This is a genomic window from Mycobacterium sp. OAS707, assembly GCF_014873705.1.
GTDB lineage: Bacteria > Actinomycetota > Actinomycetes > Mycobacteriales > Mycobacteriaceae > Mycobacterium.
Genome location: NZ_JADBDS010000007.1, coordinates 1 through 26192, shown reverse-complemented (window position 1 = coordinate 26192; position 26192 = coordinate 1). Strand labels below are relative to the sequence as shown.

Genomic DNA, 26192 nt, shown 5'->3' with positions numbered 1-26192 from the left:
ATGGACTGCGTTGCCGGTAATGAAAGCCGGTCGCGGCAGCGATGACAACCGAACCTTGGGGGGTTCCAATGACGTCGACAAAGCGGAGCTCGGATCATCTGCGGCAAACTGCATTGCAGACTCCGGCTGCCAAATTCATCGGACGCGTCGGCGCGCTGGCAGTGGCACTCGGGGTCGGTGGTGCGTTGGCGACCAGCCCGGGTGTCGCGCTGGCCGACGATACGTCGTCGACCTCGTCGTCTTCCTCGGACTCGACCTCGACAGCGGGGTCGTCGGGGACGAACTCGACGACGTCGTCAACGACCGACCAGACCACGGGGTCTGCGTCCGAGGCCAATTCACCGACACACGATGACGGCCCGGTCGTGCACATCTCAGGTGGTGTCGACAAGTCCGATGACGGCGGGGGGACCTCCGGCGGCGAGGAGTTGCCGTCGACCGATCCGCAGAAACCCGAATCTGACGAGCCCGCCACCACCGAAGAAACCAATGCCGAGGCGCCGCACCGGAAGAAGGGCGACCGACCGTCAGCGAGTGCAGCGACGGCCGAAACCGACATCGAACACCGCGCCGTTCCCACCACGGACGCGACGAGCCACGAATCGACTGCACCCGAAGAATCCCCGGCTGACAAACCAACGGAGCAGCCAACGCCCGCAACGATATCGGTACCAGAAGCGGCCACCCAGACCGCTGTCACCACATTCAGCGCGGCGGCAGTCCAGCAACCTGTTGGCGGACAGCAGAGTCGGATCACGTCACTGCCTGGCGCAATCATCGGCCTGGCATCCGATTTGATCCATTCCGCGCTCGCGGCGATCGTCGGGCCAGACCCCGGTGCGCCAGGGGATTCGCCGCTGTTGTGGGGTCTACTGGGGTGGGTGCGCCGGCAGTTGAGCGCGCAGTTCAGCGATCAGACGCCCACCGTCGACGCCGCACAGACCGCGCTGGCGTTGGATGCCGCAGACACGGGCCTACCCGACGACTTGGAACGCACGATCATCGCATCGGGGCTGAACGAGCCGACCGACATGAGGTTCCTGCCTGACGGCTCGATCCTGATCACCGAAAAGAGCGGAGCCATCCGGGTATTCAAGAACGGACAGCTACAGGATCAGCCGCTGATCACAATACCTACCAAAACAGGCGGGGAGCGCGGCGTCACCGCGGTCGAGGTGGACCCGAACTTCACCACCAATCACTACATCTATGTCGCCTACACGGGCATCGACGACCACGAGAAATTGTCTCGCCTGACCGTGACGGGATACACGGGTGGACCGGGCATCGACTCATTGAGTGTCGACGCAAACTCCGAGAAGATCCTGCTGGCGTCCGACCAGGTGGCCGGCAACATCCACCAGGGCGGTGGACTGGCCTTCGGGCCCGACGGCAAGTTCTACTGGTCTCTGGGCGACAACTCGAATTCCTCTAATTCGCAAAACCTTTCGACCATTCAGGGCAAGATCCTGCGTTTCACCATCAATCCCGACGGCACCATCAGCACGCCTGCCGACAATCCGTTCGTCAACACGCAGGGTGCAAACCCGCTTATCTACGCGCTCGGTTTCCGCAACCCGTTCCGCTTCGTTTTCACGCCAAACGGCACCCTTCTCGAGGGCGACGTCGGCGGAACGGCTTGGGAAGAACTCAATGTCATCACGCGAGGCGCGAACTACGGCTGGCCCCTTGCCGAGGGCTTCTGCAACAACTGCGGCTACGCCAACCCGATCTACGCCTATCCGCATACTCCCTTGCCGGAGAAGGCGGGAGCGATCACGGCGGTGATGTTCTACACCGGTACGAAACTCGGTGCGGAGTACGACAATACGGTCTTCATCGCCGATTACACCCGCGGCTTCATCAGGGCACTGACATTCGACTCCAACTTCACCAGCCTGATTCACGAGCACACCTTCGACGACGCCGCAGGCACGCCGATCAAGTTGATGCAAGGGCCCGACGGCAACATCTATCAACTCAACATCTACCCCGGCGAGCTCTCGATCATCGCGCCCTCAGGCGGCAATCGGGCGCCGACCGCCGTGGTGACGGCGACTCCGGCGTATGGCAAGCCCGCGCCGTTGACCGTCGACTTCTCGTCGCAGGGTTCCAGCGACCCGGAGGGGTCACAGCTCAGCTACTCATGGAACTTCGGTGACAACACCACCTCCAGCGACGCCAACCCGACTCACACCTACGCCGCCAACGGCACCTATGTGGCGACGCTGACCGTCAGCGACGGCGAGAAGACGGCGCAGGCCTCTCAGCAGATCTTCGTCGGCAACACCGCGCCGTCGGTCCAGATAACGTCTCCGGTGGACGAGTCGAAATACAATGCAGGCAACACCATTTCGTTCAGCGGCATCGCAACAGACGACGAGGACGGGACACTGCCCGACAGCGCATATCGCTGGACTGTCGTGTTCCATCACGCTGACCACATCCACCCGTTCGCCGACAACATCGTCGGTAAGAGCGGAAGCATCGAAATTCCAACGGATTCCAGTCAAGTGGACACCACCTGGTATGAGATCTCGTTGACCGTCACCGACAGTAAAGGCCTCGCCAGCACGCAATCGGTGGAGGTCAGGCCGAATTTGGTGAACGTCTCCTACAGCGCCAACAACCCCAACGTGGTCTTCACGATCGACGGCATCCCGTATCAGGGCTCGTATTCCGAGCAGGGAGTGGTCGGGGTCAAGCACGTGCTCGGCGCGTTGTCACCGCAAGCAGACGGTGCGGACCAATTGGTGTTCAGCCGGTGGTCCGACGGTGGCGCGCAACAGCACACGATCACCACGCCTGGCTCAGACACCAGCTATTCGGTCACGTTCGACACCTATGTTCCTCATGCGACCTTCGCTGGGGGCGCGATACTCAAGCAATTGCAGCAGAACCTGAGCGAGACGTTCGCACACCTCGGCACCGCGTTGCGGACGTCTGCGGGGGCCGTCGTCGATATCGTGACCGGACTCCCGGCGGCAGCGCTGGACGCCGTGGCACATCCGACACACATCCCGTCGATCATCAGCGGCCTTTTCAACGACGCACGCAATGCAGGCGCTCCGGTGGCCCACGCCATCACCGATATCGTGACCACCACCGCCAACCGCGCCGCGGCCGTGGCCAGTGCGGTGGCCGCCAACGTCGGCCCGCTCAGCCACGCGATCGTTGACGCGCCTGCGGGCATCGGAGCAGCGCTCAAGGACAGTGCCAGCCTGCTGCTCACGTTCCTGATGAGGACGGATGCCGAGGGCTTCATCGGCGCGCTGCGATATGCGCAGCAGACCGTTCAGGGCGAACTGCAGCACCACGTCAGCGACATCGTCGGCTCGGTCGCCGATCTTCAGCACGACATCGTCGACGCGCTGGCTACCCCGCAGCCTTAGCCGGTCTCAACCGCGCTTCCTCGAGGAGGTCGGCCGCCGCGCGCACGCTGGCGTCGCATGACGTCATTCGAGCGGCGACCTCTTTGGCCCGATGGGCGTATGACGGTGCCAGGATGCGGCGCAGATCGGCCGCCAACGTTCTCGATGAGGCCCGTGAAAAGCTGCGCCCCACACCGACGTTCAACTGCTTTACCTGTGCCGCCCAGATCGGTTGATCCGACGTGATCCACAGGATCAACGTGGGCACGCCGGCTCGCATCCCTGCCGCGGTCGTTCCCGCGCCGCCATGATGCACGACAGCACGGCAGCGTGGAAAGACCGCCGCATGGTTGACCTGTCGCACCACCTTCACGTGGTCAGATGTGGGCGGGCCGTCGAAGTCGGCCCATCCGGAGCAGATCAACGCGCGCTCGCCGAGTTCGGCGCACACCGCGCTGATCATCGCGACGGTGTCGGCGGCGGAACGGACCGGCATGCTGCCGAAGCCGAAGTAGATCGGTGCTGTGCCCGCGGCTATCCATGTCGCGACCTCATCGTCGGCCGGCGTCGGCAACTGCAAACTCAGCGCGCCGACGAATGGCCACCGGCCGCCCCATTCCGCCGCCAGGCCGGGGAAGCACAGTTCGTCGTACGCCTGGATCTCCAGCGCTTGACGCTCGGTGAGTCGGCGCGACAACGAGCTTGCGGTCTGCGGCAGACCGAGTTCGCGGCGTTGTGAATCGTCGGCGTCCTTGGTCATCCGCCAATACAGCCACCACACCGCGGAAATCGCCGACCTCGTCACCGGTGCGGGCACCATCGGCACCAGGTGGCCGTTGGCCCGCGACGGGAAATAATGCAGCGCGGCCAACGGGACGTCGTAGTACTCGGCGACATTGGCGGCGACGCCCTGGTAGATCGTGCCGGTCAGCACCACGTCGGCACCGTCGGCCAGCGATGTCAAAGTCGCGCTCATCTCTGCCCAACCCCGGCTGACGTACTCCTTGAACGCCCGCACGAAGTTGAGCGGCTGCATCTTCCAATAGTTGTGTACGAAATCGTCGTCGATCAGCTCTTGGGAGTTGGGGCCATAGGGGGCAGCCGTCAGCCCGGCGGACTCGACAAAGCCAACCAGGTTGGGCGGCACCGCGATACGGACGTCGTGGCCGCGGCGTTGCAGCTCGACCCCGACCGCGGCACACGGCTCGACGTCGCCGCGACTGCCGTGCATCGCCAGTGCGAACCTCATCGGCCGAGAACCCGGCGTGCTATGCGTCGAGACGGGCGAACCGGCCGTGCCGGTACTGCTCGACACACGCATGCCGCCTGACCTTGCCGCTCGTCGTCGTCGGAATCGAACCGGGCGGCACCAGAACCAGATCGGCGACACTGAGGCCGTGCGAAGTCGAAATCGCCGAGGTCACTTCGCGCTTGACCATTCCGAGTGCTTCCACCGCGTCATCGTAGGAGTCGCCGCGGTTCTTCAACTCGATGATGGCCACCAGTTGCTCCGAGCGATCGCCCGGCACCGAGATCGCCGCGCAGCGGCCCCGCGTGATCTCGTGGATGGTCGCTTCGATGTCGTCGGGGGAGTGGTTGCGCCCGTACACGATCAGCAGGTCTTTGATGCGGCCGATGATGAACAGCTCGCCGTTCGACATGAAGCCGAGGTCGCCCGTCCGCAACCACGGCCCATCGGGCGTGCCAGGCAACGGCGCGACGATCTGCCCGCCGAAGGTGCGTTCGGTCTCGTCAGGCCGGTTCCAGTATCCGACGGCCACATTGTCGCCCTGCGTCCAGATCTCGCCGACTGACCCGTCGGGGCACTCGTGACAGGTCTCCGGGTCGACGATCCGCAGGACCGGGAATTGCTTTGTGCCGTAGCCGATCAGCGGCGTGCCACCGGTGATGTCGCAGCGCGTCGCCTCGCCTGCCGACAACTTCTCGGTCTGGAAATGGACGACTTCGGGCGGCTGTGCCGGCGTGCGGGTGGCCAGATAGACGGCCGCCTCCGCCATCCCGTAGGACGGCCGGATCATGCTGCTGCGCAGGTTGAAACGGGCGAACCGCTCAGTGAACCGGCGCACGGTCGCCGGCTGCACGCGCTCGCTGCCGGAAAGGATGCACAGCACCTTTCCGAGATCCAGACCGGCCAGGTCCTCGTCGGACGTGCGTCGCACGGCGAGCTCGAATGCGAAGTTGGGTGCTGCCGAAAAAACACGAGAATGCTTGGCCAGCAATTGAACCCACCGGGCCGGGTGCTGCAGGAAGCCGGCAGGGCTGAAGAGCACGGCCGGTCGTCCGGCCAGCATCGGTATCAGGATGCCGACGAACAAACCCATGTCGTGATAGAAGGGCAGCCACGATACGAAGGTGGTGTCGGGCGGGGCCACCCCGCCGAACTCCTCGAAGTACGCAGATGCGATCTGTTCGAAATTCACCCGGACGTTCTCGTGGGTGACCATCACACCCGCAGGCATGCGCGTGGACCCGGAGGTGTACTGCAGGTACGCCACGTTCGGGTTGCCGTTGCCGTTGACCCGCCGGCCCGGTGCGCTCGCGGCGTCGAGCTTGTCGACCTCGATGACCGTAGGCGCGGGTGTGCCGGGTTGCGGGGTGAGGTAGTCGGCGAGCATGCCGGCCACCGAGGACGTCGTCAGCACAACGCTGGGCGAGGAGTCGGCCAGCACCGAGGTGACCCGGAGATCGGTGGCGCCGCCCATCGGAAGTGACAGCGGCACCGCGATGCGCCCGGCCTCCATCGCGCCGAGGAACGCGACGATGTAGTCGAGCCCCTGCGGCGCGAGGATCACCGCCCGGTCGCCGGTCGCCCCGCAAAACCTCAGTTGGTGCGCGACGTTGAGTGTGCGGCGATACAACTGTGCCCACGTCAGGCTCTCAGCAACGCCGTCCCAGTCCTGCTCGTAGTCGATGAACGTGAACGCGACGTCATTCGGCTGCAGGCTGGCACGCTCACGCACCAGTGCGGAAACGGAGAAATCTCTCATGGCGATTGCATGACCTTCCTGTTCGGTGCGCCCGGCTTCAGCTACGCAAGGTTAGCCATATATTTGACGCTGAGGTCAGAAACTGCGGATTCCAGTCTGTCGTCCGAAGTTGTGCCAAACTAATTAATTGTTGTCAACGTCAAATCCGAGGAGGCCCCCGATGACCTGGACCTTTTTCCGCACGGGCATGCCTCTCGCTTTCGCCAGCGCATTGGCGGGCATCGCGGTCGGGGCGGCCGGTCTGGCGACAGCACCGCTGGCCTTGGCGGATTGCCCCGATGAACAGGTCGTTGACGCCAATTCAGGCCAATGCGCGCCCAAGGACAACGAGAACTCCGAAGCGCCGTTGAAAGCGGCCTGGGAGGACGCGTTCGGGCCACTGCCCTCGCCGGAGGATTTCGCGCTGGCCCGCGTCGACGATCCGACCGTCGCGCTGCCAGGTGTCGGACTGCCCGGCGTCGGCCTGAATCTGCTCAGCGTCGCGCCGTCATTCGGCGCAGGTGCGGCCGCCGCGTCGGCGGTTCCGTCGATTGCGCCGCCGGTCGGCCTGCCTGCGCCGAGCATCCCCGAAGTCGGGTTGCCCGCACTGCCTGCGCCACCGCCGCTGCCAGGCCCGCCGTGTGTCGGATTCGGCACGCCGATTCCCTTTGTGGGCTTTTCCACCTGCTAGCTTCCTTGCTCGTCGCGACGCGCACGCCGTAGCCTCGTGGCGTGTCCGGCCTGACAGATGTCCGCGCCGACGAACTCGCCGCGCTGGAGGTCTTCGCAGGCTGTCCCGCCGAGTCTCTGGTGCCCTTGGCCGCGCAACTGCGACCGCTGACCGCGGCGCCCGGCCAGGTGCTCATGCAGCAGGGCGAGCTTGCGGTGTCGTTCTTGATCATCGGATCCGGACGCGCCGAGGTGACGCACACCGGAGTCGACGGCCACGACACCGTCGCGGAGTTGACGCCGGGGATGATCGCGGGCGAGATCGCGTTGCTTCGAAACGGGCCGCGCACCGCGACGGTGATCGCGAAGGGGACACTGACCGGCTGGGTCGGCGGCAGGGACGCGTTCGCGACGATTCTCGAACTGCCCGGCATGCTCGAGAAGCTGCTGCGCGTCGGGCGCCAGCGCCTTGCCGCGTTCCTCACGCCGATCCCGGTCAAGATGCGCGACGGCACCCAATTGCATCTGCGCCCGGTGTTGCCCGGCGACAACGAACGCACGACGCAAGGGCCGGTCGAGTTCTCCAGCGAGACGCTGTATCGCCGCTTCCAGACTCCACGCAACCCCACCGCGTCGTTGATGCGGTACCTGTTCGAGGTCGACTACCTGCACCACTTCGTCTGGGTGATGACAGACGGTTTCGACGGGCCCGTCGTCGCCGACGCACGCTTCGTGCGCGACGAGGTCGACCCGACGGCCGCGGAAGTCGCTTTCATCGTCGGCGACGACTACCAGGGCAGAGGCATCGGCACATTTCTGATGGGCGCACTCGCCGTCGCAGCCGATTACCATGGCATCCAACGCTTTACGGCGCGGGTGCTGAGCGACAATTATCCGATGCGCGCGATCCTTGATCACTTCGGCGCCGACTGGCACCGTGACGACCTCGGCGTCGTCACCACCGTCATCGATGTGCCCCATCCGCCCAACCCGCCGTTCACGCCGGAACTGACCAAACAGATTCGCGAGATGACCGGCCAGGTCGTCCGGGTGGTCGGCTGATGCGCCCACCACTTTCCAAGGACACCCGGTTGTGCATCTCGCTGGCGGCCCGACCCAGCAATATCGGCACCAGGTTTCACAACTATCTCTACGACCAACTCGGTCTCGACTTCATCTACAAGGCGTTCACCACCACCGACATCGACGCTGCGATCGGCGGGGTGCGGGCGCTCGGCATCCGCGGATGTTCGGTGTCGATGCCGTTCAAGGAAGCCGTGATCCCCCTCGTCGACAACGTCGAGTCGTCCGCGCGGGCCATCCACTCCGTCAACACCATCGTGAACGACGACGGGCGTCTGACCGCCTCGAACACCGATTACCTTGCCGTGCAACGCCTTATCGACGATTATCAGCTGGACTTGAGTGACACCGTGCTGATCCGGGGCAGCGGCGGCATGGCGAGCGCGGTCGGCGCGGCTTTCCGCGACAGCGGCTTTCACTCCGGAGTGGTCGTTGCGCGCAATCCCGACGCCGGGCGCGCGCTGGCAGGCAGGCTCGATTACGACTACGCATCCGAGGTCGGCACGCGTACGGCGCCCATCATCGTCAACGTCACTCCGATCGGCATGGCGGGCGGCCCCGAGGAAAGCGAGGCGGCGTTCGACGACGCGACAATTGCCAAGGCGCGCACCGTTTTCGACGTAGTGGCCCTTCCGTCGGAGACGCCGCTGATCAAGGCTGCGCGCTCGGCAGGCGTCGCGGTGATCACCGGCGCGGAGGTGATCGCGCTGCAGGCCGCCGAGCAGTTCGAGCGCTACACCGGCGTGCGGCCCACCGCCGAACAGGTGGCCCAGGCCTCGGCGATCTCGCGGGCCTGACTACGGCGCGTTGACCACGACGATCTGGCGACGGACCTTCTCGACGCCCTGGGTCCACTTCGAATACATCAACGTAGCGCTGAGAAACCACCCCAGCGACGAGTGCACCGCCTCACCCGTCGGCGGCGCATCGTCGGGCAACGGCACCGCGAACGGCACCGTGACCGGCGACCCGTTGCGCAACGGGATTCCCTTGCCGAGCTTGATCGTTGGCCCCGACTTCGTGCCGCCTTCGACCGCGGGTGTGCGGACCAACGGATGGGAGATTCGGTGCCACACCCAATAGATCGAAAGCTCGCCGTCGGACATGTCGGTGTGCGGGGTGAGCGTGACGCTGCCGTTGATCGTCTGGCCTGCCCGAAAGATCGGTGACGGCACCACGATATCGATGTCGGTCCTGCCGTCGCCGCTTGTCCGCTGCAGCGAGGTCTCGGTCACCTGGACGTCGTCGGTGCCTATCACGACGGCGAAGACACCTTCGGTATCGATGTCGCGGCCGCCGCGCTCAATCCTTAGTCGGGCCGACCACCGCGCGAGCGCGTCTGAGGACCCCGGCGCCCAGGACGGAACCGTGAATGACGAAGACCCGCCGGTGAATTCGCTGGTACCGATCGGCAGTTCGACCTTCGTGACGCCAACCCAGTCCTCGGTGCTCTTCTCGCTGCCTGCGTCGGTGCCGACCTGGTCCATCATCAGCAGCGAGTCGTTCATCGCGCCGGCCGCCGCGTCGGCGCGTCCGGCCCAGCGGTATCGGTAGAAGTTGGTGTAACCCCACTCCAGGGTCGCCGAGGACACCTTGTCGACCGGCTTGTCGGTCGTGATGGTGGCCTGCACCGTGTTCCTCGGCCGCACCACCTGCGGGGTCACCGACACCTGCACGCCTGCGGATCGATTGAACAGGCCCACCGGTGCGTCTACTTCTTCTGAGAGGCGGCGTACTCCTCGGGGCGGTTCTTCTTCATCCAGGCACGAAATGGCCAGAACAACGCCCACAGCACCGCGTAGCAGGGGTAGTAGACCGCCGCCATGGCGAGGATCCCGCCCACCCACGCGGGGTAGATGAGGATCAGGCAGAACTGGAGGAACTGCTTGATCACCACGGGGTAGCCCTCGGCCTGCGACCACACGAACCGCGGGCTCATGGCCTTCAGCAGTTGCTTGCCGGTCGACTCTTCGGCCTCGGCTTCGGCCTGCGCCGCGCTGACGTCGCGGCCGCGTTCGTCGCTGGTGAGCCCGCGCGCAGGGGGCGGCGGTTCGTTGGGATCGAGCGGGGGAACGGCGGTCATGGCGTGATCGTCGTCTGCTCGTCGATGGTGTTCGTCGCGTCCATCAACGCGCCCATCTGGTCCTCGGTGCCATCTGCGTTGAGCTGAAGCACGTACAGGCCGTCCTGGCCGGGGATCACCACGGTCTTCTGAGCGATGGCGCGCTTGACGCCGTCCTTGGTGTAGGTGCCGCCGATCTGCGTCGCGTCGAATCCGCTCAGTGTGCTCGAGCTGCCGTCCTGCGAGCCGTCATAGCCGGGCAGGTTCTTGATCTCACCCGGCGCGTACTCCAGGATCTTCGCCGGGTCGACGTTGCCCGCCAGCTTCGACACCAGCGCGATGATGGTCGGCGGGTCCTGGGCGAACGTCGGGTCGGTGGACACAATCGCGCCGTAGGCCCACTGCGGCGTTCGGCTTCCGGCGTCTTCCCACCCTGGCGGGAACGGCAAGTCGATCGTGGGCGCGCCCGCATCGCCCCGATGTACGGGCGTCTCGACGATGCCGTTCTCCTTGATGTAGTCGACGATCGTCTTGTTCGGGCCCGCGGCCTGTGCGGAGGTCGACGGTGCGGCCTTGCTGGTCGTGGTCGACGTCGAAGACGAGGTCTGCTTCGAAGTGGACGGCGCCGACTTGGTGTCCGATCCGCAGCCGGACAGGCCGATTCCGAGTGCGATCGCCGCGACGGCGACAGCGCCGGCCCGGATTGAGCGTGACATTGGGTCTCCTGTCGATTTGGAAATCTCCGGCGTAGCCTACGGTCGGCAAACATCGGGCGCAGGGTAAATCGACACGTCGAGTAGCGTTTCGCGGTCATATCGCGCCGTTGCCGGCGGTTCGGGGCGCGCTGCGGATGGCGGAGACGAGTTCGCTCAGCGACGTCTGACGCGCGCGTAAGAGCCGACGGCGGGCGGCCAAGGCCCGCTGTCGGCCGCTAAACACGTTGCGCGCCAGGCGCAGTCAGCACCTGGCTGTCAAATACACGGTTTGGTAGACGATTTGGTTCACCAACTCCGTGCCGTTTTGCACCGGTCGAATCACCGGCCCGACCGGACGCACCGAGTCGACCGTGCAGCGATCGAGCGGCGCGGCGCCGACCTTTTTCACCACGACATTGAAGCCGTTGTGCTCCAATTCGTTGACGGCGTCCTGTGCCGACCCGATGCCGGACGGCGCGGCGTCGGCGCCTGCCGGAAACCCTACTGCCAGCGCGAAAAAAGCTCCTACAGCAACCGTTGCAAAAGTCAACTCATTTAATTGTGGTGCCCTCACGTCTGCTCCTCAAGACCGACGGCATCCCCTCTAGTCGCCGCGGGTCTGATTGATGAAACTCGCAGTAGCGCAATTTGATTCCGCTACTACAAGTGACGTGATGGTGTCGGCTCGGTTACACGTCGCAGTTCAGCGTCACGTTGATCGATCTGCTGACGACGACCGTGACGAGCCGACGATGCTTGCCCTCGTCCACCCAGAACGTCCTGGTCTGCGTCTGCGGATTGCGCACGCTGGTGACAGTGCACTGGTTGGTCGGCGCGTTGCCGACCCGGTCGATGATGACGTTGTAGCCCTCGTCTTCGAGCAGCCCGATCGTTTGGTAGGCGTTGCCTTGTTGAGTGGGTTCTGCCGTCGCGAATCCTGCGGGCGCGAGCATGGCACCGGCCACCGCTATCGTTGCTGCCACACTCCAGCCTGTGCGCATGACAGTCTCCATTCTGTTGTTTGCCTGGTATATGTTCATCGCTTTGCGGACACAGGACGTTGCAAGCCTTTTCTAAGCAATCTCTGTGGTATCAACGGGCGTGCGGCTGTTTGCCTTGTTCGCAGCGCTGTCACTGGGGGTGGCGGGGTGTGCGCAGACGCCGCCTGCTGCGCCGCCGACGGCGACGACGGCCTTGCGGGCATCGGTGAACCCGGCCCGAATCGACCGGGTGCGAACCGCGTTGCCGAGCGGCTACGAGGTGGCCGCACTATCCGGGCGGGCGGCGCCCGTGGCGTTTTGGGGTCTTGGTCCCGACTGGACGGCAGAGCCGCCGCAGTGCGGGGCACTCGCGGACCCTGCCGGTCGCGAGGCGACGACGCGGGGCTGGTCAGCGTCGGGCACGGGCGGCATCGTCTATGCGGTGGTGGCCGACTCGGCGGCGACGCTCGACCCGTCGCTGATCGAGGACTGCGGCCACTGGACGGTGTCGGCGGGGCATACCGCCGGAACCGTCGGCGTTGTTGCGGCGCCCGCGATCGACGGTGCGACGACCGTCGGGCTCTCCGCCTCGACCACCACCACCGTCGAGGGCGGCACCGAAACCCATTCGCGCGCGGACACCTTCATCGCCTATCTGGGCGACTACGTCGCTCTTGTCACGGTCGTCGCCGACCCTGGCTCGCCGAATCCTCAACTCGGACTTCAATTCGCATCGAATCTGCTAGTCAAAACGGTGTCGGCGTTACGCGGCTGAGCGCGACCCTGCGGGTACATTGGCGGCGATGTCGAACCGGAAGGCGATGGTTGTCCTCGCGTGCGCGGGCCTGCTGGCCGCGTGCTCGGCCGGCCACTCCGCAGAGCAGGACGTGTCGCATGCCGACATCGCACACGTCGCCAACGTCAAGTCCAGTTTCGGGGCGGACTTCAAGGTGACCAATGTCGGGCCGACGGGCATCGACCCGCGACTACTCGGCCCGCAGGCGCTGCCACAGGGCATGACGTTCGACCCCGCCGACTGCGCCAAGGCCGTCAGTCAGCAGGTGCTGCCCGCGGGCGTGAAGGGGAACATGGCAGCGACGACCGCCGAGGGGAAGGGCAACCGGTTCATCGCGATCGCGATCGAGACGTCGGAGGCCGTCCCGCGCAACGATCCCGCGCAGAATTGCCAGAAGGTCGGCTTCAGTGGGCCGGGTGTGCGCGGTCTGGTCGAGGTGGTCGAGGCGCCGCAGATCGACGGGGTGCACACGCTGGGCATCCACCGGGTGCTGCAGACGACCGCCGACGGCAAGCCGCGCACCGGCGAGCTCTACAACTACATCGCGACTTTCGGCACGTTCCTTGTCATCGTGACGGCCAACCCGCTGGTGCTGCCCGACAAGCCGGTGGTTCCGGTGGATACGCAGCGTGCGCGTGACCTGCTGACCGCGGCGGTCGCGGACGTCAAGGGTTAGCGGACGTCGTGCGGGCGGAACTGGATACTGATCCGCGGGCCGACGGGCCGCGTGGTCTTCGGAATCGCGTGCTCCCAGGTGCGCTGGCACGACCCGCCCATCACCAGTAGGTCGCCGTGCCGGTGCGCGAGGCGCAACGACTTGCCGCCGCCCTTCGGGCGCAGCGCGAAAACCCTTGTGGCGCCCAGACTCACGATCGCGATCATGGTGTCTTCCGCGCTGCTGCGGCCGATCCTGTCGCCGTGCCATGCGACGCTGTCGTTGCCGTCGCGGTACAGGCACAGGCCGGCCGTGGTGAACGGCTCGCCGAGTTCGCCGCCGTAGGTGTCGTTCAGCCGTCGACGCATCTGCTTCAGCCGCGGGTGAGGGGCGGGCTCCTCGATGAGATTGTGAAAGCTGACGAGCCGCGGCACGTCGAGCACGCGGTCGTACATCTGTCTGCGCTCGGCACGCCACGGGATGGAACCGCGGAGTTCGTCGAACAGTCCGTCGGCGTCGGAGAGCCAGCCCGAGCGCACCTCGACCCACGCGCCACTGCCCAGGTGACGGCGTTCGGCGTGCTCGAACAGCGAGCTTTGGAGAGCCAGCTCCATGACCTCGAGTCTATCGCACAGGCGTTCGATTTCTAAAGGCGCACGGCGCCGGGGCCCTGGTCGGCAAGCATGTCGCCGGGGTTGGACAGGGCACACGTCTTCAGGCTCAGGCAGCCGCAGCCGATGCACCCGGCGAGGTTGTCGCGCAGCCGCTCCAGGTGCAGGATCCGGTCGTCGAGGTCTTGGCGCCAGCCTGCCGACAGTCTGGCCCAGTCCTTGCTGGTGGGGACGCGATCGGAGGGCAGCGACTGCAGTGCCTCGCGAATGCGTGCCAGCGGGATGCCGAGGCGCTGGGACATCCGGATGAATGCGACGCGGCGCAGCGTCTCGCGGGCGTACCGACGCTGGTTGCCGCTGGTGCGCTTGCTGGCGATCAGGCCTTCGCGTTCGTAGAAGTGCAGTGCCGAGACGGCGACGCCGCTGCGCTGCGACATCTCGCCGGGAGTGAGTTCGTGAATCAGCTCCATGAGCTCAACCATAGTTAAGGTGCTAGATGTGAAGTTGGGCTGCGACTCCGAGGTCGGCACACTGCGGGCTGTCATTCTGCACAGGCCGGGGGCGGAGTTGCAGCGGCTTACGCCACGCAACAACGACGCACTGCTGTTCGACGGGCTGCCCTGGGTGTCCAAGGCGCAGGAGGAGCACGACGCGTTCACCGAGGTGCTGGAGTCGCGAGCCGTCGAGGTGCTGTTGCTCGCGGATCTGCTGACCGAGGCGCTCGCGCACAGCGGGGCGGCGCGGATGCACGGTATTTCGGCTGCTGTCGACTCACGACGGCTGGGATTGCCTCTGGCGCAAGAGCTTTCGACTTATCTGCGGACGCTGGAGGCCGGACCGCTGGCGCGGGTGCTGATGGCGGGAATGACGTTCAACGAGTTGCCGCTTTCCGGGGGCGATCTGTCGCTGGTGCGGCGCATGCACCATGGCGGCGACTTCGTCATCGACCCGCTGCCGAATCTGTTGTTCACGCGCGACTCGTCGTTCTGGATCGGGCCACGGGTGGCGATCCCGTCGCTGGCGTTGCCCGCGCGGGTGCGCGAGACGTCGCTGACCGACCTGATCTACGCGCACCACCCGCGGTTCCTGGGGGTGCGACGGGCATATGAGTCGCGATCGGCACCGGTCGAGGGCGGTGACGTGCTGCTGCTGGCGCCGGGTGTGGTCGCGGTCGGGGTGGGGGAGCGCACGACGCCTGCGGGCGCGGAAGCGTTGGCGCGCAGCCTGTTCGACGATGGTCTGGCGCACACGGTGCTGGCGGTGCCGATCGAGCAGGAGCGCGCGCAGATGCATCTGGACACGGTGTGCACGATGGTCGACGTCGATGCCGTGGTGATGTATCCGAACATCGTGGACTCGTTGTCGGCGTTCACAATTCACCGCGACGGTTCGGGCGGGGTGAAGATCGACGACGCGGCGCCGTTCGTGGAGGCGGCCGCTGCGGCGATGCAGATCGACAAGCTGCGGGTCATCGCGACCGGCCTGGACCCGGTGACGGCGGAGCGTGAGCAGTGGGACGACGGCAACAACACGCTGGCGCTGGCGCCCGGTGTGGTCGTCGCATACGAGCGCAACACGGAAACCAACGCGCGGCTTACCGATGCGGGCATCGAGGTGCTGCCGATAGCGGCATCCGAGCTGGGCACGGGGCGCGGTGGCCCGCGCTGCATGTCATGCCCGGCGGCCCGCGACCCGCTCTAGCGCCAACCGCGTAACCGCAATGCTCTGCGCACACGACTAATGGTGACCGCCTGAGGTTGTCGCGGCGGCACGCGGATGTGATACCAGCCGAGCCGTTGCAACATGTCGTGGCACGCGACGTCTTGCGCAGCGTTGCGACCGCTTCGACTTTCTTCGCAATCGACGCCGACCTTCGGCTGTTCCCAACCCATGCCGATGGTGGCCTCCCATAGGTCATCGCTCAAGCTGATCGCGGTGCTCGGTCTGGGCAGGCCGGCGTCAATCAGTAGCAGGCGCAAGGCGGTTTCCCGTGGCGATCGCGCGCCGCCATCCATCAACGCAATCGCCGCCCTGGCCGCTGGCATCCCTCGCGCGCCTCGATAGCGTTCTTCGAGAATCGCTATGTCGGGCCGGGTTACACCGGTCAACCCCGCGAGCGCATCGAGGTGAGCGACCGCTGCGTCGCGGGCAAGGTGGCGACCGAGATCAAGGGCGGTACGCGCGGGGGTCGTCACCAACAGCTCGCCGATAGTAGATATTTCGTCGTCGCCGATGCGTTCCTCCCGAACCACAACGCCAGGCTGCCGGCGGCCGTGTTCGGCGATTATCTCGACCTGCGCACTGTCTTCAATCCATGAGACCCCGTGCAAGGCCGCCGCCGCACGCCCGGCGATGATGCCTTTGCGTTTCGTCCACAGCCACGCCGCGACGGCGTTGCTGTAGAGGTCCCTGCGCGCGTCCTTGAGCTGGTAGACGTCGGGGAGGAGCGCGGTGTAGTTCCACCGCAGCGCGCTTCGGGTGAGTGCACCGCTTGCGATGGCCTCCGTACCGAGAATGGGCAACATAGGTGTGATGCTCTCGGCGGGCACCGACAGTTCAGCGTGTTAGGCGCGATTTCGACACGGTGGCTGTGGAATTCTGCGCAATGGCCGTCGGGCACGACCGTGGTGTAGAAAATGCGGCTAGCACCGCAACCGGACTATCGCCGGGGTCGCCGTGCGACTCTCTGCGGGCACCGACAGTTCAGCGTGTTAGGCGCGATTTCGACACGGTGGCTGTGGATTTCTGCGCAATGGCCGTCGGGCACGACCGTGGTGTAGAAAATGCGGCTAACACCGCGGAGCGGTCATCTCCAGGACGGAAGCCAGATCTGCATATTCCACGTCGCCTGCGAGATGGGCAGGCCCGTCAGGATCGGATACATCCACGCGAAGTTCGTAATCACAAGCGCGATATAGCAACACACGACGATCAGGCCCAGCGTTCGTCGCTCCGCATTCTGATTCGGCTTGTGCAGGATGTCGCCGAGAATCATCGCGATCATCAACACCAGGAACGGCGCCATCGTCGCCGCGTAGAAAAAGTACATCTGCCGGTCGATGTCGGCGAACCACGGCAGGAACCCCGCGCCGTAGCCGACGAGCAGCACACCGTAGCGCCAGTCCCGCTTGACGAACGCCCGCCACAGCGCCCACCCCAGCACCGGCACCGCGATGAACCACATCGCCGGCGTGCCGACGAGCATCACGGCCTTCACACACGACTGCGCGCCACACCCCGGCACGTTCTGGTTGTCGATCGCATAGAGCACCGGCCGCAACGACATCGGCCACGTCCACGGCTTCGACTCCCACGGATGGTGATTGCCTGCCGCGTTGGTCAGTCCCGAGTGGAAGTGATAGGCGGCGTACGTGTAATGCCATAGCGAGCGCACCGCGTCAGGAAGCGGCAGCACGCTGTCGGGCCCGATCGTATTGCCTACCTCATGCCGGTTCACCGCCGTCTCCGACGCGAACCACGGCGCATACGACGCCAGGTACACCCCGAACGGGATCAGCACCAGCGCGTACAACGACGGGCCGAGGTCGCGGCGCAGCGCCCCGACCCACGGCCGCGGCACCCGATACTGCCTGCGCGCGTTGATGTCGAACGCCAGCGTCATCAGGCCGAAGAACACGATGAAGTACAGCCCTGACCACTTTGTCGCACAAGCCAATCCGAGCAGCACGCCGGCGCCGAACCGCCACCACCGCACCCCGAGCCGCGGGCCCCACGGCGTCTCGCCGATGCGGCCTTCCAAGAGCGCGACATGCATCCGCTCGCGCACCTGGTCGCGGTCCACGATCAGGCATCCGAACGCCGCCACCACGAAAACCACCAGGAACCCGTCCAGCAGCGCGGTGCGCGATGCGACAAAGCTGACGCCGTCGCAGATCAACAACAGCCCGGCCATCCCGCCGACCAACGTCGACCGGCTGATCCGTCGCCCGATCCGCACCACCAGCAGCACGAGGACGACACCGCACACGGCTCCGCTGAACCGCCAGCCCAGCCCGTTGTAGCCGAACAGCGCCTCACCGATCGCGATCAACTGCTTGCCGACCGGCGGGTGCACCACCAGGCCGTAGCCGGGGTTGTCCTCAACGCCGTGGTTGTGCAGCACCTGCCACGCCTGCGGCGCGTAATGCTTCTCGTCGAAGATCGGCGTGCCCGCATCGGTCGGCGAGCCCAGGTTCAGGAAACGCGTTATCGCCGCCAGCGCCGTGATGACCGCCGTCATCGCCCAGCCCTGCAGCCGATCGACCGGCCCGAAGTCAGCGACGGGCACCAGGGGCGCGGGGCTGATGACGGGAACCGCGCGCCCCTTGGCAACGAGTTCGTCAGCCGGGGCGGTCACGACAGCGATCGTAGGCTGTCTCCCATGTCGACCGGCCGACTGCTCATCGGCGCCACGCCGCTGGGGCAGCCATCTGATGCATCCGCGCGGCTGGTCAAGGCCCTGGCGAGCGCCGATGTGATCGCCGCCGAGGACACCCGGCGCATCCGCACGCTGGCCACCGCGCTCGAGGTCAGGCCTCGCGGCAGGGTGCTGAGCCTCTACGACGCGAACGAGGCGTCGCGCGTCCCGGCTCTGGTGGACGACATCCAGGCCGGGGCGACGGTCCTGCTGGTCAGCGACGCCGGCATGCCGCTGATCAGCGATCCGGGCTACCGCCTTGTCGCCGCGTGCATCGAGGCAGGCGCTCGCGTCAGCTGCCTGCCTGGTCCCTCCGCGGTGACGACGGCGCTGGCGGTGTCCGGGCTGCCGGCGGAGAGGTTCTGCTTCGAGGGGTTCGCGCCGCGGAAGCACGCCGCGCGCGTGACGTGGTTCAAGACGCTGGCCGCCGAACCCCGAACCTGCGTGTTCTTCGAGTCGCCGCGCCGGCTGCCCGACACGCTGACGGACGCCGTCGAAGCGCTCGGCGCTGAGCGCGCGGCGGTGGTGTGCCGCGAGCTGACCAAGACGCACGAGGAGGTCGTTCGCGGCACGCTCGGCGAGCTCGCAGAGTGGGCGGCCGACGGGGTGCTCGGCGAGATCACCGTCGTATTGGCCGGGGCCACACCGAAGGCCGACCTCGAGACGCTCGTTGCTGAAGCCAACGCGCTCGTCGACGACGGAACGCGGGTGAAGGACGCGTGCGCGCAGGTGGTGGCGGCGAATCCCGGCGCGCCGTCACGGCGTGAGCTCTACGATGCGGTGTTGCGATCACGCCGCTGAAAGGGGTGGGCCACCGTGAGTACCGCGGTGTTTGTCGTCTTGCTGGTCGTCGGAATTCTGGCAGTGCAGGTGCTGATCTGGATTCCGATCATCGTGTGGTTTCGACGCCGCAGCCGCCGCGTTGCCGCCGAGTTGGCGGTCGAGTTGGAAAGCGAGCAGGTTGTCCGCCCGCCCGAGAAGGGCAACTACCGAGGGGCGACGGCGCCGGGTTACCCGATGGTCAAGAACAACGGTTTGATCGCACTCACCCGGCGACGGCTGGCCTTCCGCACGCTCACCGGCAAGGCGATCGACATTCCCGTCGACGCGATCACCGGGGTGCGTCAGGCCTCCGCATTCAACGGTTCGGTCGTCGGCGGCCGCACCCACCTGATCGTTCAGACAGCGGCCGGTGAGATCGGCTTCTATGTCTCGGACAACGCGGGCTGGACGGCCGCGCTGTCGGCCGCGTAGATGATCGGTGCCGCCTTGTGCAGGCACTCGTCCCACTCGCGGTCGGGATCGGAGTCGGCCGTGATGCCGCCGCCGACGCCAAGAATAGCGTTGCCTGCCGCGTCGAACTCCACCGTTCGGATCGCCACGTTCAGCTCACATCCCGCCACGGGTGATGCCAAACCGACTGTGCCGCAATACATTCCGCGGCGGTGCGGCTCCCAGCCACGCAGCAGCTGACGGGCCCGCAGCTTCGGCGTGCCGGTCACCGAGGCCGGCGGGAACGCCGCATCCAACACCGAACCCATCGGCACGCCCACCCCGACTCGCGCCTCCACCGTCGAGACCAGATGCCACACGCCCGGCGCGGGCTCGACGGCCAACAACTCGGGCACGGTGACCGTTCCCGTCATCGCGACGCGGCCGAGGTCGTTGCGGACCAGATCGACGATCATGATGTTCTCCGCGACATCTTTGACCGACGCGCGGAGCGCGGCCGGATCGGCATGCCGCGGCAGCGTGCCCTTGATCGGGCTCGACGTCACCGTCTCACCTCGGCGCCGCAAAAACAGCTCCGGAGACAACGACGCCACTGCGCCCCATTCGCCTGCCACGTACACCGCCCGCGCAGGCGAGGTCCGCTCGACGGCATCGACGAAGAAATCGATTGGTGCGCCTTCGATGCGGCCCGCGAATTGCGTGCATACACACGCTTGGTAGATCTCGCCCGCCGCAATCGCTTCCAGACAGTCCAGCACGCCGCGGCGGTGCACATCCCGGTCGGCCTCACCCCACGTGATGCGAAAGTCGCTGCGCGGCACGGGTGCACTCAGCGCAGCGGTAACCCACTCCGGAAGTGCTGTGCCGGAAAGGCTTTCATACCACCACTGCCCGTCGCGGTCCTGGCGTAGCACGCAGTCGGACCAGCCGCCTGCCGCTTCGGGGATTCGCGGGCCACGTCCGTCGATGCCCGCGTCGGGATAGGACAGATAGCCGAACCAGCCGCCGCCGATCACACCGTCGGATTCGCCTGCGGGCACGGCGAAGACGTCATCGACGGGGACCGCGTTCAGCGACGGCGCGATCACCGCCGCCGAGCCGAACCAGTCGCCGATCAATGCGGCGGGCGGCGCCAGGTCACACCGCGCAGCGCCCGCGGCGATCGCGCGCAGCACACGCGGCGCTTCGCCCAAGTCGCCGAGTCGCTCGATCCGCACAGACCAAGCGTGACAGAGCGCTAGCGGCTGATCACCCGCGGGACCGCGATGCCTGCCAGCTTGTCCGGGTTGCGCATCGCGTAGAAGTGCGTGATCTTGCCGTCGACGACCTCGACCAGGAACACGCCCTCGAGGTGGTCGCCGCTGTAGACGACCACCGCAGGCGCGCTGTTGTACACCGCCGTCTCGACCCGCACGTCGGGCAACTTCTGCCCGAGCCGGAACAGGCCGATGATCGCCTTGGCCACCTTGTCGGCGCCGACGACCGGGCGGCGGGCCGCGCTGGCCTTGCCGTTGCTGTCGGCGGTCCAGACCGCATCAGGGGCCAGCATCGACATCAGCCCTTCGAGGTCGCCGGTGGACGCCGCGGTCAGGAACTGTGCTGTCAGCTCGGTGGTTCGCGCCGAGTCGACGGGATCGAAGCGCTTACGTCTGGCGTGCACATGCTCGCGGGCGCGGTGCGCGACCTGGCGCACCGTCGTCACGGATTTCCCTACCGCTCCGGCGATTTCGTCGTAGTCGAAGCCGAAGACCTCGCGCAGTACGAACACCGCACGCTCGTCGGGCGTCAGCGTTTCGAGCAGCACCAGCATGGCCATCGACACCGACTCGGCGAGCACGACGTCGGCTGAGGCGTCGCGCTCGTCGAGCAGCAGCGGTTCGGGCAGCCACGGGCCGATGTAGTCCTCGCGTCGACGGGCGCCTGCGCGCAACGCATTCAGCGCCTGACGCGTCACCAACTGCGCCAGATACGACTTCGTATCCCGCACCGTCGCGAGGTCCACTTCGGCCCACCGCAGATAACTGTCCTGCAGCACGTCATCGGATTCCGTTGCAGAGCCCAGGATTTCGTAGACGATCGTGAACAGCAGCGGCCGCAGATGGGTGAACCGCTCGGCGTGCTCGGAGGTGGTCACGATTCCGTGACCACCTGGCGCAGCGGAGCCGAAGGACGCCTGCCGCCCTTCATCACGAAGGTGGAGCCTGGCTTGCGCGCCTCGTGGCGGATGCCCCACAGCGTGCCCTTGCAGATGGCCTCCTTGACCGAGGCGCCGAGCCGGCCGCCGATGTAGTACTTCACCGGGGTGTCGTCTTTGCGGGCCAGTTGCACGGTGGCGGCGTGCCGCCCCAGGCTTACGCAGGACCCGACGAACGCCTGGTCGATCGGCGCAGGCTCGGTGCCTGCAATCCGGCTGAGCACGGTGTCGGCCGCCCGCGCCCCCAGCGGGACCGCGGCCTGGCAGCTCATTCGCAGCGGCTGGCCCGAAGGGGCCGCGCAGTCGCCTGCCGCCACAATGCGCGGGTCGTCGATGCTGGTCAGTGTCTCGTCGGTGAGTAGGCGGCCCATCCCATCAGTCTGCAGTCCACTGGCCGCGGCCAGTTCGGGCACCCCGAAGCCCGCCGTCCAGATGGTCAGCGCGCTCGGCCGCACCGCGCCGTCGGCGAAGACGACCGCATCCCGTCGCACCTCGGCGACCACGTCGACGTCGAGCACCGTGACGCCGAGCTTGCGCAGCCGCTTGCGCACCGAGCGCCGAGCTTGCGCCGCAAGCGACGGAACCAACTGGCCGCCGCACACCAGAGTGACGTTGCGCCCCTCTTCGGCGAGCTCGGCTGCCGTCTCGGTGCCGGTCAGCCCGGCGCCGACGACGGTGATCGGGGCGTCGGGGTGCAGCTCGTCGAGCGCGCCGCGCAGCCGTAGCGCCAGCTCCAATTCAGCGATGGGATAGGCGAATTCGGCGGCGCCAGGAACCGATGCGGGTACACCGCCGGTGCTGCCGACGGCATAGATGACGTAGTCGTAGTCCAGCGCCCGGCCCGACGCGAGCGCCACGGTGCGGGATGCCGTGTCGATTCTGATCGCACTGTCGACCACAAGACCGACGCCCTCGCCGAGCAGCGTGTCGTAATCGACCGTCGCGTCGTAATTGCCTGCCACGTGCTGGTGCAGGCGAATCCGCTCGACGAACTTCGGCCTCGAATTGACCAGGGTGATATCGACGTCGTCACGCTGTCGCAAGTGATTGGCCGCGGTGGCCCCTGCGTACCCACCACCGATGACGACGACCTTGTTGCGTGTGTTGTTTTCAGTCATGCCCTCAAGACACCGCCGATCGCCGAGATGTGACGACGCGTGACGCAGATCACTCACCCGCGGCGGCGTAATGCGCGCGGAATCGTCCGCCCCGGTGCGCCGAAACATCTGCACGTCACATTGGTCGCATGTTTCATCTGGGTTGGTTCATGGGCAGTGGATTCTCGGTACAGACATGGGCGCTTGATCCGTGGGCGGGCAATACCGGCCACGACTGGATGAAGGGCGATCTCTTCGTCGATCTGGCCGCATCGCTTGAGCGCGCGCGCTTCGACTACCTGCTGGTCGAGGACACCAGCATGGTCGAGGACGCTTATGGCCGGTCGATGGAGACGACGCTCAAGTACGGCATGCTGGCCCCCAAGTGCGACCCCGTCCCGCTGATCCCGCTGCTGACCCAGCGCACCAAACACATCGGCATCGCGGTCACGCTGTCGACGAGCTTCTACCACCCGTTCATGGCGGCACGGACCATGACCACCCTCGATCACCTGACCGACGGGCGAGTCGGACTGAACGTGGTGACGGGCAGTTCGGCGCGCGCGGCGCAGCAGTACGGCTACGACGAGCTCATGTTGCACAGCGAACGCTACGAAATGGCCAAGGAATGGATGGAAGCCGTTGGCGCACTGTGGGACTCGTGGGAAGAAGGGGCCGTCCTGGTCGATGAGGACACGCCGCGGTATGCCGATCACACGAAGGTGCACACCGTCGACTTCGAGGGCAAGTACTTCCGCACGCGCGGCCCGCTCAACACGATTCCAGGGCCGCAGCGCCGTCCGGTGATCGTGCAGGCAGGCGCTTCGCCCGCGGGGCGTGACCTTGCCGCCAAGTACGCGGAGTCGATGCTCGCCCACGGCACCAGCATCGAGGGCATGAAGGCATTCAGGCAGGACATGCACCGCCGGATGAAGGAGTACGGCCGCGACCCGAGCACGCTGAAGATCCTGTTCCTGATCGACCCGATCCTCGGCGACACCGATCGCGTCGCGCAGGCCCGCGAGGAGGACATGAAGGCCGCCCGCTGGAGCGACCACGCCATCGAAAAGGCTTTGTGGGGTTTGAGTTACACGTCGGGCGGCGAATTCGACTTCTCGACCTTCGATCTGGACAAGGAGGTGCCCGACGTGTGGGGCAACGGCGAAACGAGCACGCTGCGGACGTTCATCGAAGGCGCACGGGGCAAGACGCTTCGCGAGGCGATAGCCACCGTCGACACCCACGCCGGTCTCGCGTTCGTCGGCTCGCCCGACACGGTGGCGGCGAAGATGGGCGAGGCGATGGAGGAGGTCGGCGGCGACGGCTTCCTGCTCTCGCCGGTCGTCACCCGGCGCAATATCGCCGAGATCGCCGACGGCCTCGCGCCTGCGCTGCGAAAACGCGGCCTGATCAGGGACGGCTACCAGCACAGCACGTTTCGGGAGAACCTGCTCGAGTTCTAGTCGCCGCCGCAATCCCGGCGTAATGCGCGGGGTACTGACGTGAAGCGGTTGCGTCACACGCCGCCTATTTACTGCTCGCAAATGGCGCGCCAGCGAATGCCGTGCTCTCAGGTCGAGCCTTGACCCCTAGGAGGCATTCGTGTTCGACACGACACACCCGCGCAACATTCCGTCCGGTCCGCAGTGGGACCGCCGCGCCTTCTTGAAGGCCGGCGGCATCACCGTCGGCGGCATCAGCCTGGCCGCCCTGATCGCCGCATGCGGTGGCGCGCCAAGCGGTTCCGGGAACGGCGGGACACTCGTCCTGCGCATGCCGTTCCTGGCCGACATGCAGGTTCCCGACCCCGACATCATGTACGAGGGCGAGGGCGTGCAGGTGATGGAATCGGCCTACGAGGGACTCGTGCGCTACAAGTCCGGCACGTCGGAGATCATCGGAAGCCTTGCGAAGTCGTGGACGGTGTCGCCGGACCAACTGACGTATACGTTCACGCTGCAACCCAACGTGAAATTCCACGACGGAACGATCGCCGACGCCCAATCGTGGGTCAAGAGTTTCGACCGTCGCGGGAAGATCAACCAGGGCCCCGCGTACATGGTCGCCGGTGTCGTCAAGACCGAGGCGCCGGATCCGACGACGTTCGTCGTCACGCTCAAGGAGCCCAACAACGCGTTTCTGCATTACCTCGCCTGTCCGTGGCAGCCGTTCGCGGTCAGCCCCACCGCCGTTGCGAAAAACGCCGTCGGCGACGACATGGCCCAGGAATGGCTGAAGACCCACGACGCGGGCACCGGACCGTACATGTTCAAGGAGTTCGTCACCGGCAGCCATTACACGCTCGAGGCATTCGATGATTACTGGGGCGAGAAGCCGGTGTTCAAGAGCATCCGCATCGACATCACGCCGAGTGTGGCCACCCAGAAGCTGCAGTTGGACTCCGGCGCATTCGACATGGTGACAAAGGGTTTCGCGATTCCCGACGTGCTGGCCTATCAGAAGAACACGCAGTTCGCCGTCGTGAACTCGTTCGGCGGTGTCGGAGAGGCGATCTGGCTCAACCCCACCTCCGGCATCTTCGCGAACAAGGCACTGCGCAAGGCCGTGCTCACTGCCCTGGACCGCAAGTCAATAGTCGACACCGCGTGGGGAGGGTTGACTACGGTGCAAAACGCGATGTGGCCCGACCGCACTCAGAACCCGGCACTGGCTCCGTTCCCGTCTCAGGTCGACGCCGCAGCGCTGAAAGCGATTGTGCCGACACTTCCTTCGAAGAAGATCGACCTCGCCTGGAGTGCCGATGGTGGCGCGCCCCGGGGGCAGATGGCCGAGCTGATCCAGAGTCAGCTGGCGGCATTCGGGCTCGACGTCACGGTGCGCACCATGCCGGTGGCCGAGGAGTTCGACCTGCCGAACCAGGCGCCCGAGAAGCGGCCGGACATGCTGGTGTCGTTCCTCGGCGGTGATGCGTTGCACTTGGACACGACGTTCCGGATTCTGTTGCGCACCGGCGCGAAACCGCTGAATTTCTACCAGTATTCGAATCCCGAGCTCGACAAGCTGATGGACGATGCGGTCAAGCAGCCGGACTGGGCGCAGGCCGAGCAGATCTATGCCAAGTGCAGCCAGATGATCCTCGACGAGGCGATCTGGATCCCGTTGTGCATACCGCCGAACTCGACGATCGCGCACAGTTACGTCAGTGGGGTAGAGGACAACTCGTTCTATCCGCCGATCTTCTGGCCGCAATCACTCAAGCGGGCTTAGCCTGTGCGGCAAGGCTTTTAGCGACATTTTAGCGACAATCTCTCATGGTTTTCTTCGGAAATGCTTCCGTGAATCCTTAGAGTTCGAACATATGTTCGAGTCATGGATGGGGGT

The 26192-nt window shown here is 66.0% G+C and carries 25 protein-coding genes; 11 read left to right on the top strand and 14 right to left on the bottom strand.

What is annotated here, in order from left to right:
- Positions 1-68: 68 nt before the first annotated feature.
- Positions 69-3392 carry a PQQ-dependent sugar dehydrogenase gene (locus GGC64_RS34105; protein ID WP_192727054.1) on the top strand — a complete coding sequence of 1108 codons (3324 nt, stop codon included), beginning with the start codon at positions 69-71 and terminating at the stop codon, positions 3390-3392.
- On the opposite strand, the gene GGC64_RS34100 is transcribed toward GGC64_RS34105, so the two are convergent.
- Together GGC64_RS34100 and GGC64_RS34095 are read right to left on the bottom strand one after the other, a co-directional pair.
- Positions 3376-4620: a glycosyltransferase gene (locus tag GGC64_RS34100; RefSeq protein ID WP_192727053.1), complete on the bottom strand. Its 1245-nt coding sequence runs from the start codon at positions 4618-4620 to the stop codon at positions 3376-3378. The two genes, GGC64_RS34105 and GGC64_RS34100, sit on opposite strands and share 17 nt — an antisense overlap.
- Positions 4621-4639: 19 nt before the next feature.
- Positions 4640-6379, bottom strand: a complete 1740-nt coding sequence (locus GGC64_RS34095) for an AMP-binding protein (RefSeq protein ID WP_192727052.1) — start codon at positions 6377-6379, stop codon at positions 4640-4642.
- A 160-nt stretch (positions 6380-6539) separates the two neighbouring features.
- On the opposite strand from GGC64_RS34095, the gene GGC64_RS34090 reads away from it, so the two are divergent.
- The 3 genes from GGC64_RS34090 to GGC64_RS34080 are packed head-to-tail and all read left to right on the top strand — an operon-like array spanning position 6540 to position 8907.
- Positions 6540-7049 (top strand): hypothetical protein, encoded by a 510-nt coding sequence (locus GGC64_RS34090; RefSeq protein ID WP_192727051.1) that lies wholly within the window; start codon positions 6540-6542, stop codon positions 7047-7049.
- Between the two features lie 41 nt (positions 7050-7090).
- On the top strand, positions 7091-8089 hold the full coding sequence (locus GGC64_RS34085; protein WP_192727050.1) for a GNAT family N-acetyltransferase: 999 nt from the start codon (positions 7091-7093) through the stop codon (positions 8087-8089).
- Positions 8089-8907: a shikimate 5-dehydrogenase gene (locus GGC64_RS34080; protein ID WP_192727049.1), complete on the top strand. Its 819-nt coding sequence runs from the start codon at positions 8089-8091 to the stop codon at positions 8905-8907. The genes GGC64_RS34085 and GGC64_RS34080 overlap by 1 nt, the downstream gene beginning before the upstream one ends.
- Here GGC64_RS34080 and GGC64_RS34075 read toward each other — a convergent pair whose 3' ends face one another.
- The 5 genes from GGC64_RS34075 to GGC64_RS34055 form a co-directional block, all read right to left on the bottom strand.
- Positions 8908-9813, bottom strand: a complete 906-nt coding sequence (locus GGC64_RS34075; protein WP_192727048.1) for a hypothetical protein — start codon at positions 9811-9813, stop codon at positions 8908-8910.
- Between the two features lie 8 nt (positions 9814-9821).
- Complete coding sequence (locus tag GGC64_RS34070; RefSeq protein ID WP_192727047.1) at positions 9822-10193, bottom strand: hypothetical protein; 372 nt, start codon at positions 10191-10193, stop codon at positions 9822-9824.
- Complete coding sequence (locus tag GGC64_RS34065; RefSeq protein WP_192727046.1) at positions 10190-10888, bottom strand: LpqN/LpqT family lipoprotein; 699 nt, start codon at positions 10886-10888, stop codon at positions 10190-10192. Before GGC64_RS34065 ends, GGC64_RS34070 begins: the two co-directional genes overlap by 4 nt.
- A gap of 241 nt (positions 10889-11129) precedes the next feature.
- Complete coding sequence (locus tag GGC64_RS34060) at positions 11130-11441, bottom strand: hypothetical protein (protein WP_192727045.1); 312 nt, start codon at positions 11439-11441, stop codon at positions 11130-11132.
- Positions 11442-11556: 115 nt separating this feature from the next.
- On the bottom strand, positions 11557-11868 hold the full coding sequence (locus GGC64_RS34055) for a hypothetical protein (RefSeq protein WP_192727044.1): 312 nt from the start codon (positions 11866-11868) through the stop codon (positions 11557-11559).
- A 100-nt stretch (positions 11869-11968) separates the two neighbouring features.
- On the opposite strand from GGC64_RS34055, the gene GGC64_RS34050 reads away from it, so the two are divergent.
- Positions 11969-12622, top strand: coding sequence for a DUF5642 family protein (locus GGC64_RS34050; RefSeq protein WP_192727043.1), 654 nt, complete (start codon positions 11969-11971; stop codon positions 12620-12622).
- 28 nt (positions 12623-12650) lie between these two features.
- A complete protein-coding gene (locus GGC64_RS34045) occupies positions 12651-13319 on the top strand; it encodes a DUF5642 family protein (RefSeq protein WP_192727042.1) in 669 nt (222 codons plus the stop codon).
- On the opposite strand, the gene GGC64_RS34040 is transcribed toward GGC64_RS34045, so the two are convergent.
- Positions 13316-13912, bottom strand: coding sequence for an alpha-ketoglutarate-dependent dioxygenase AlkB (locus GGC64_RS34040; protein WP_192727041.1), 597 nt, complete (start codon positions 13910-13912; stop codon positions 13316-13318). The two genes, GGC64_RS34045 and GGC64_RS34040, sit on opposite strands and share 4 nt — an antisense overlap.
- Positions 13913-13944: 32 nt before the next feature.
- Positions 13945-14379 carry a redox-sensitive transcriptional activator SoxR gene (soxR, locus tag GGC64_RS34035; RefSeq protein ID WP_192727040.1) on the bottom strand — a complete coding sequence of 145 codons (435 nt, stop codon included), beginning with the start codon at positions 14377-14379 and terminating at the stop codon, positions 13945-13947.
- Between soxR and arcA the strand changes: the two genes are divergently transcribed.
- Positions 14378-15610 (top strand): arginine deiminase, encoded by a 1233-nt coding sequence (gene arcA, locus GGC64_RS34030; RefSeq protein ID WP_192727039.1) that lies wholly within the window; start codon positions 14378-14380, stop codon positions 15608-15610. The genes soxR and arcA overlap by 2 nt on opposite strands.
- Here the strand turns inward: arcA and GGC64_RS34025 are convergent.
- Positions 15607-16434: a hypothetical protein gene (locus GGC64_RS34025; protein ID WP_192727038.1), complete on the bottom strand. Its 828-nt coding sequence runs from the start codon at positions 16432-16434 to the stop codon at positions 15607-15609. The two genes, arcA and GGC64_RS34025, sit on opposite strands and share 4 nt — an antisense overlap.
- A 281-nt stretch (positions 16435-16715) precedes the next feature.
- Positions 16716-18266, bottom strand: coding sequence for a phospholipid carrier-dependent glycosyltransferase (locus GGC64_RS34020; RefSeq protein ID WP_192727037.1), 1551 nt, complete (start codon positions 18264-18266; stop codon positions 16716-16718).
- A 24-nt stretch (positions 18267-18290) separates the two neighbouring features.
- On the opposite strand from GGC64_RS34020, the gene rsmI reads away from it, so the two are divergent.
- Both rsmI and GGC64_RS34010 read left to right on the top strand, forming a co-directional pair.
- Complete coding sequence (rsmI, locus tag GGC64_RS34015; RefSeq protein WP_192727036.1) at positions 18291-19127, top strand: 16S rRNA (cytidine(1402)-2'-O)-methyltransferase; 837 nt, start codon at positions 18291-18293, stop codon at positions 19125-19127.
- Positions 19128-19142: 15 nt separating this feature from the next.
- Positions 19143-19580, top strand: a complete 438-nt coding sequence (locus GGC64_RS34010; protein ID WP_370582489.1) for a hypothetical protein — start codon at positions 19143-19145, stop codon at positions 19578-19580.
- Here GGC64_RS34010 and GGC64_RS34005 read toward each other — a convergent pair.
- From GGC64_RS34005 to GGC64_RS33995, 3 genes are read right to left on the bottom strand one after another with little or no spacing between them, the layout of a single operon-like run.
- Positions 19532-20776 carry an aminodeoxychorismate synthase component I gene (locus GGC64_RS34005; RefSeq protein ID WP_192727035.1) on the bottom strand — a complete coding sequence of 415 codons (1245 nt, stop codon included), beginning with the start codon at positions 20774-20776 and terminating at the stop codon, positions 19532-19534. The genes GGC64_RS34010 and GGC64_RS34005 overlap by 49 nt on opposite strands.
- 20 nt (positions 20777-20796) lie before the next feature.
- On the bottom strand, positions 20797-21693 hold the full coding sequence (sigJ, locus tag GGC64_RS34000; RefSeq protein ID WP_192727034.1) for an RNA polymerase sigma factor SigJ: 897 nt from the start codon (positions 21691-21693) through the stop codon (positions 20797-20799).
- On the bottom strand, positions 21690-22871 hold the full coding sequence (locus tag GGC64_RS33995) for an NAD(P)/FAD-dependent oxidoreductase (protein ID WP_192727033.1): 1182 nt from the start codon (positions 22869-22871) through the stop codon (positions 21690-21692). Before GGC64_RS33995 ends, sigJ begins: the two co-directional genes overlap by 4 nt.
- A 128-nt stretch (positions 22872-22999) precedes the next feature.
- Here GGC64_RS33995 and GGC64_RS33990 point away from each other — a divergent pair, with 128 nt between their 5' ends.
- Complete coding sequence (locus GGC64_RS33990; protein ID WP_192727032.1) at positions 23000-24313, top strand: NtaA/DmoA family FMN-dependent monooxygenase; 1314 nt, start codon at positions 23000-23002, stop codon at positions 24311-24313.
- A 139-nt stretch (positions 24314-24452) separates the two neighbouring features.
- On the top strand, positions 24453-26078 hold the full coding sequence (locus GGC64_RS33985; protein ID WP_192727031.1) for an ABC transporter substrate-binding protein: 1626 nt from the start codon (positions 24453-24455) through the stop codon (positions 26076-26078).
- The last annotated feature ends 114 nt before the right edge of the window (positions 26079-26192 follow it).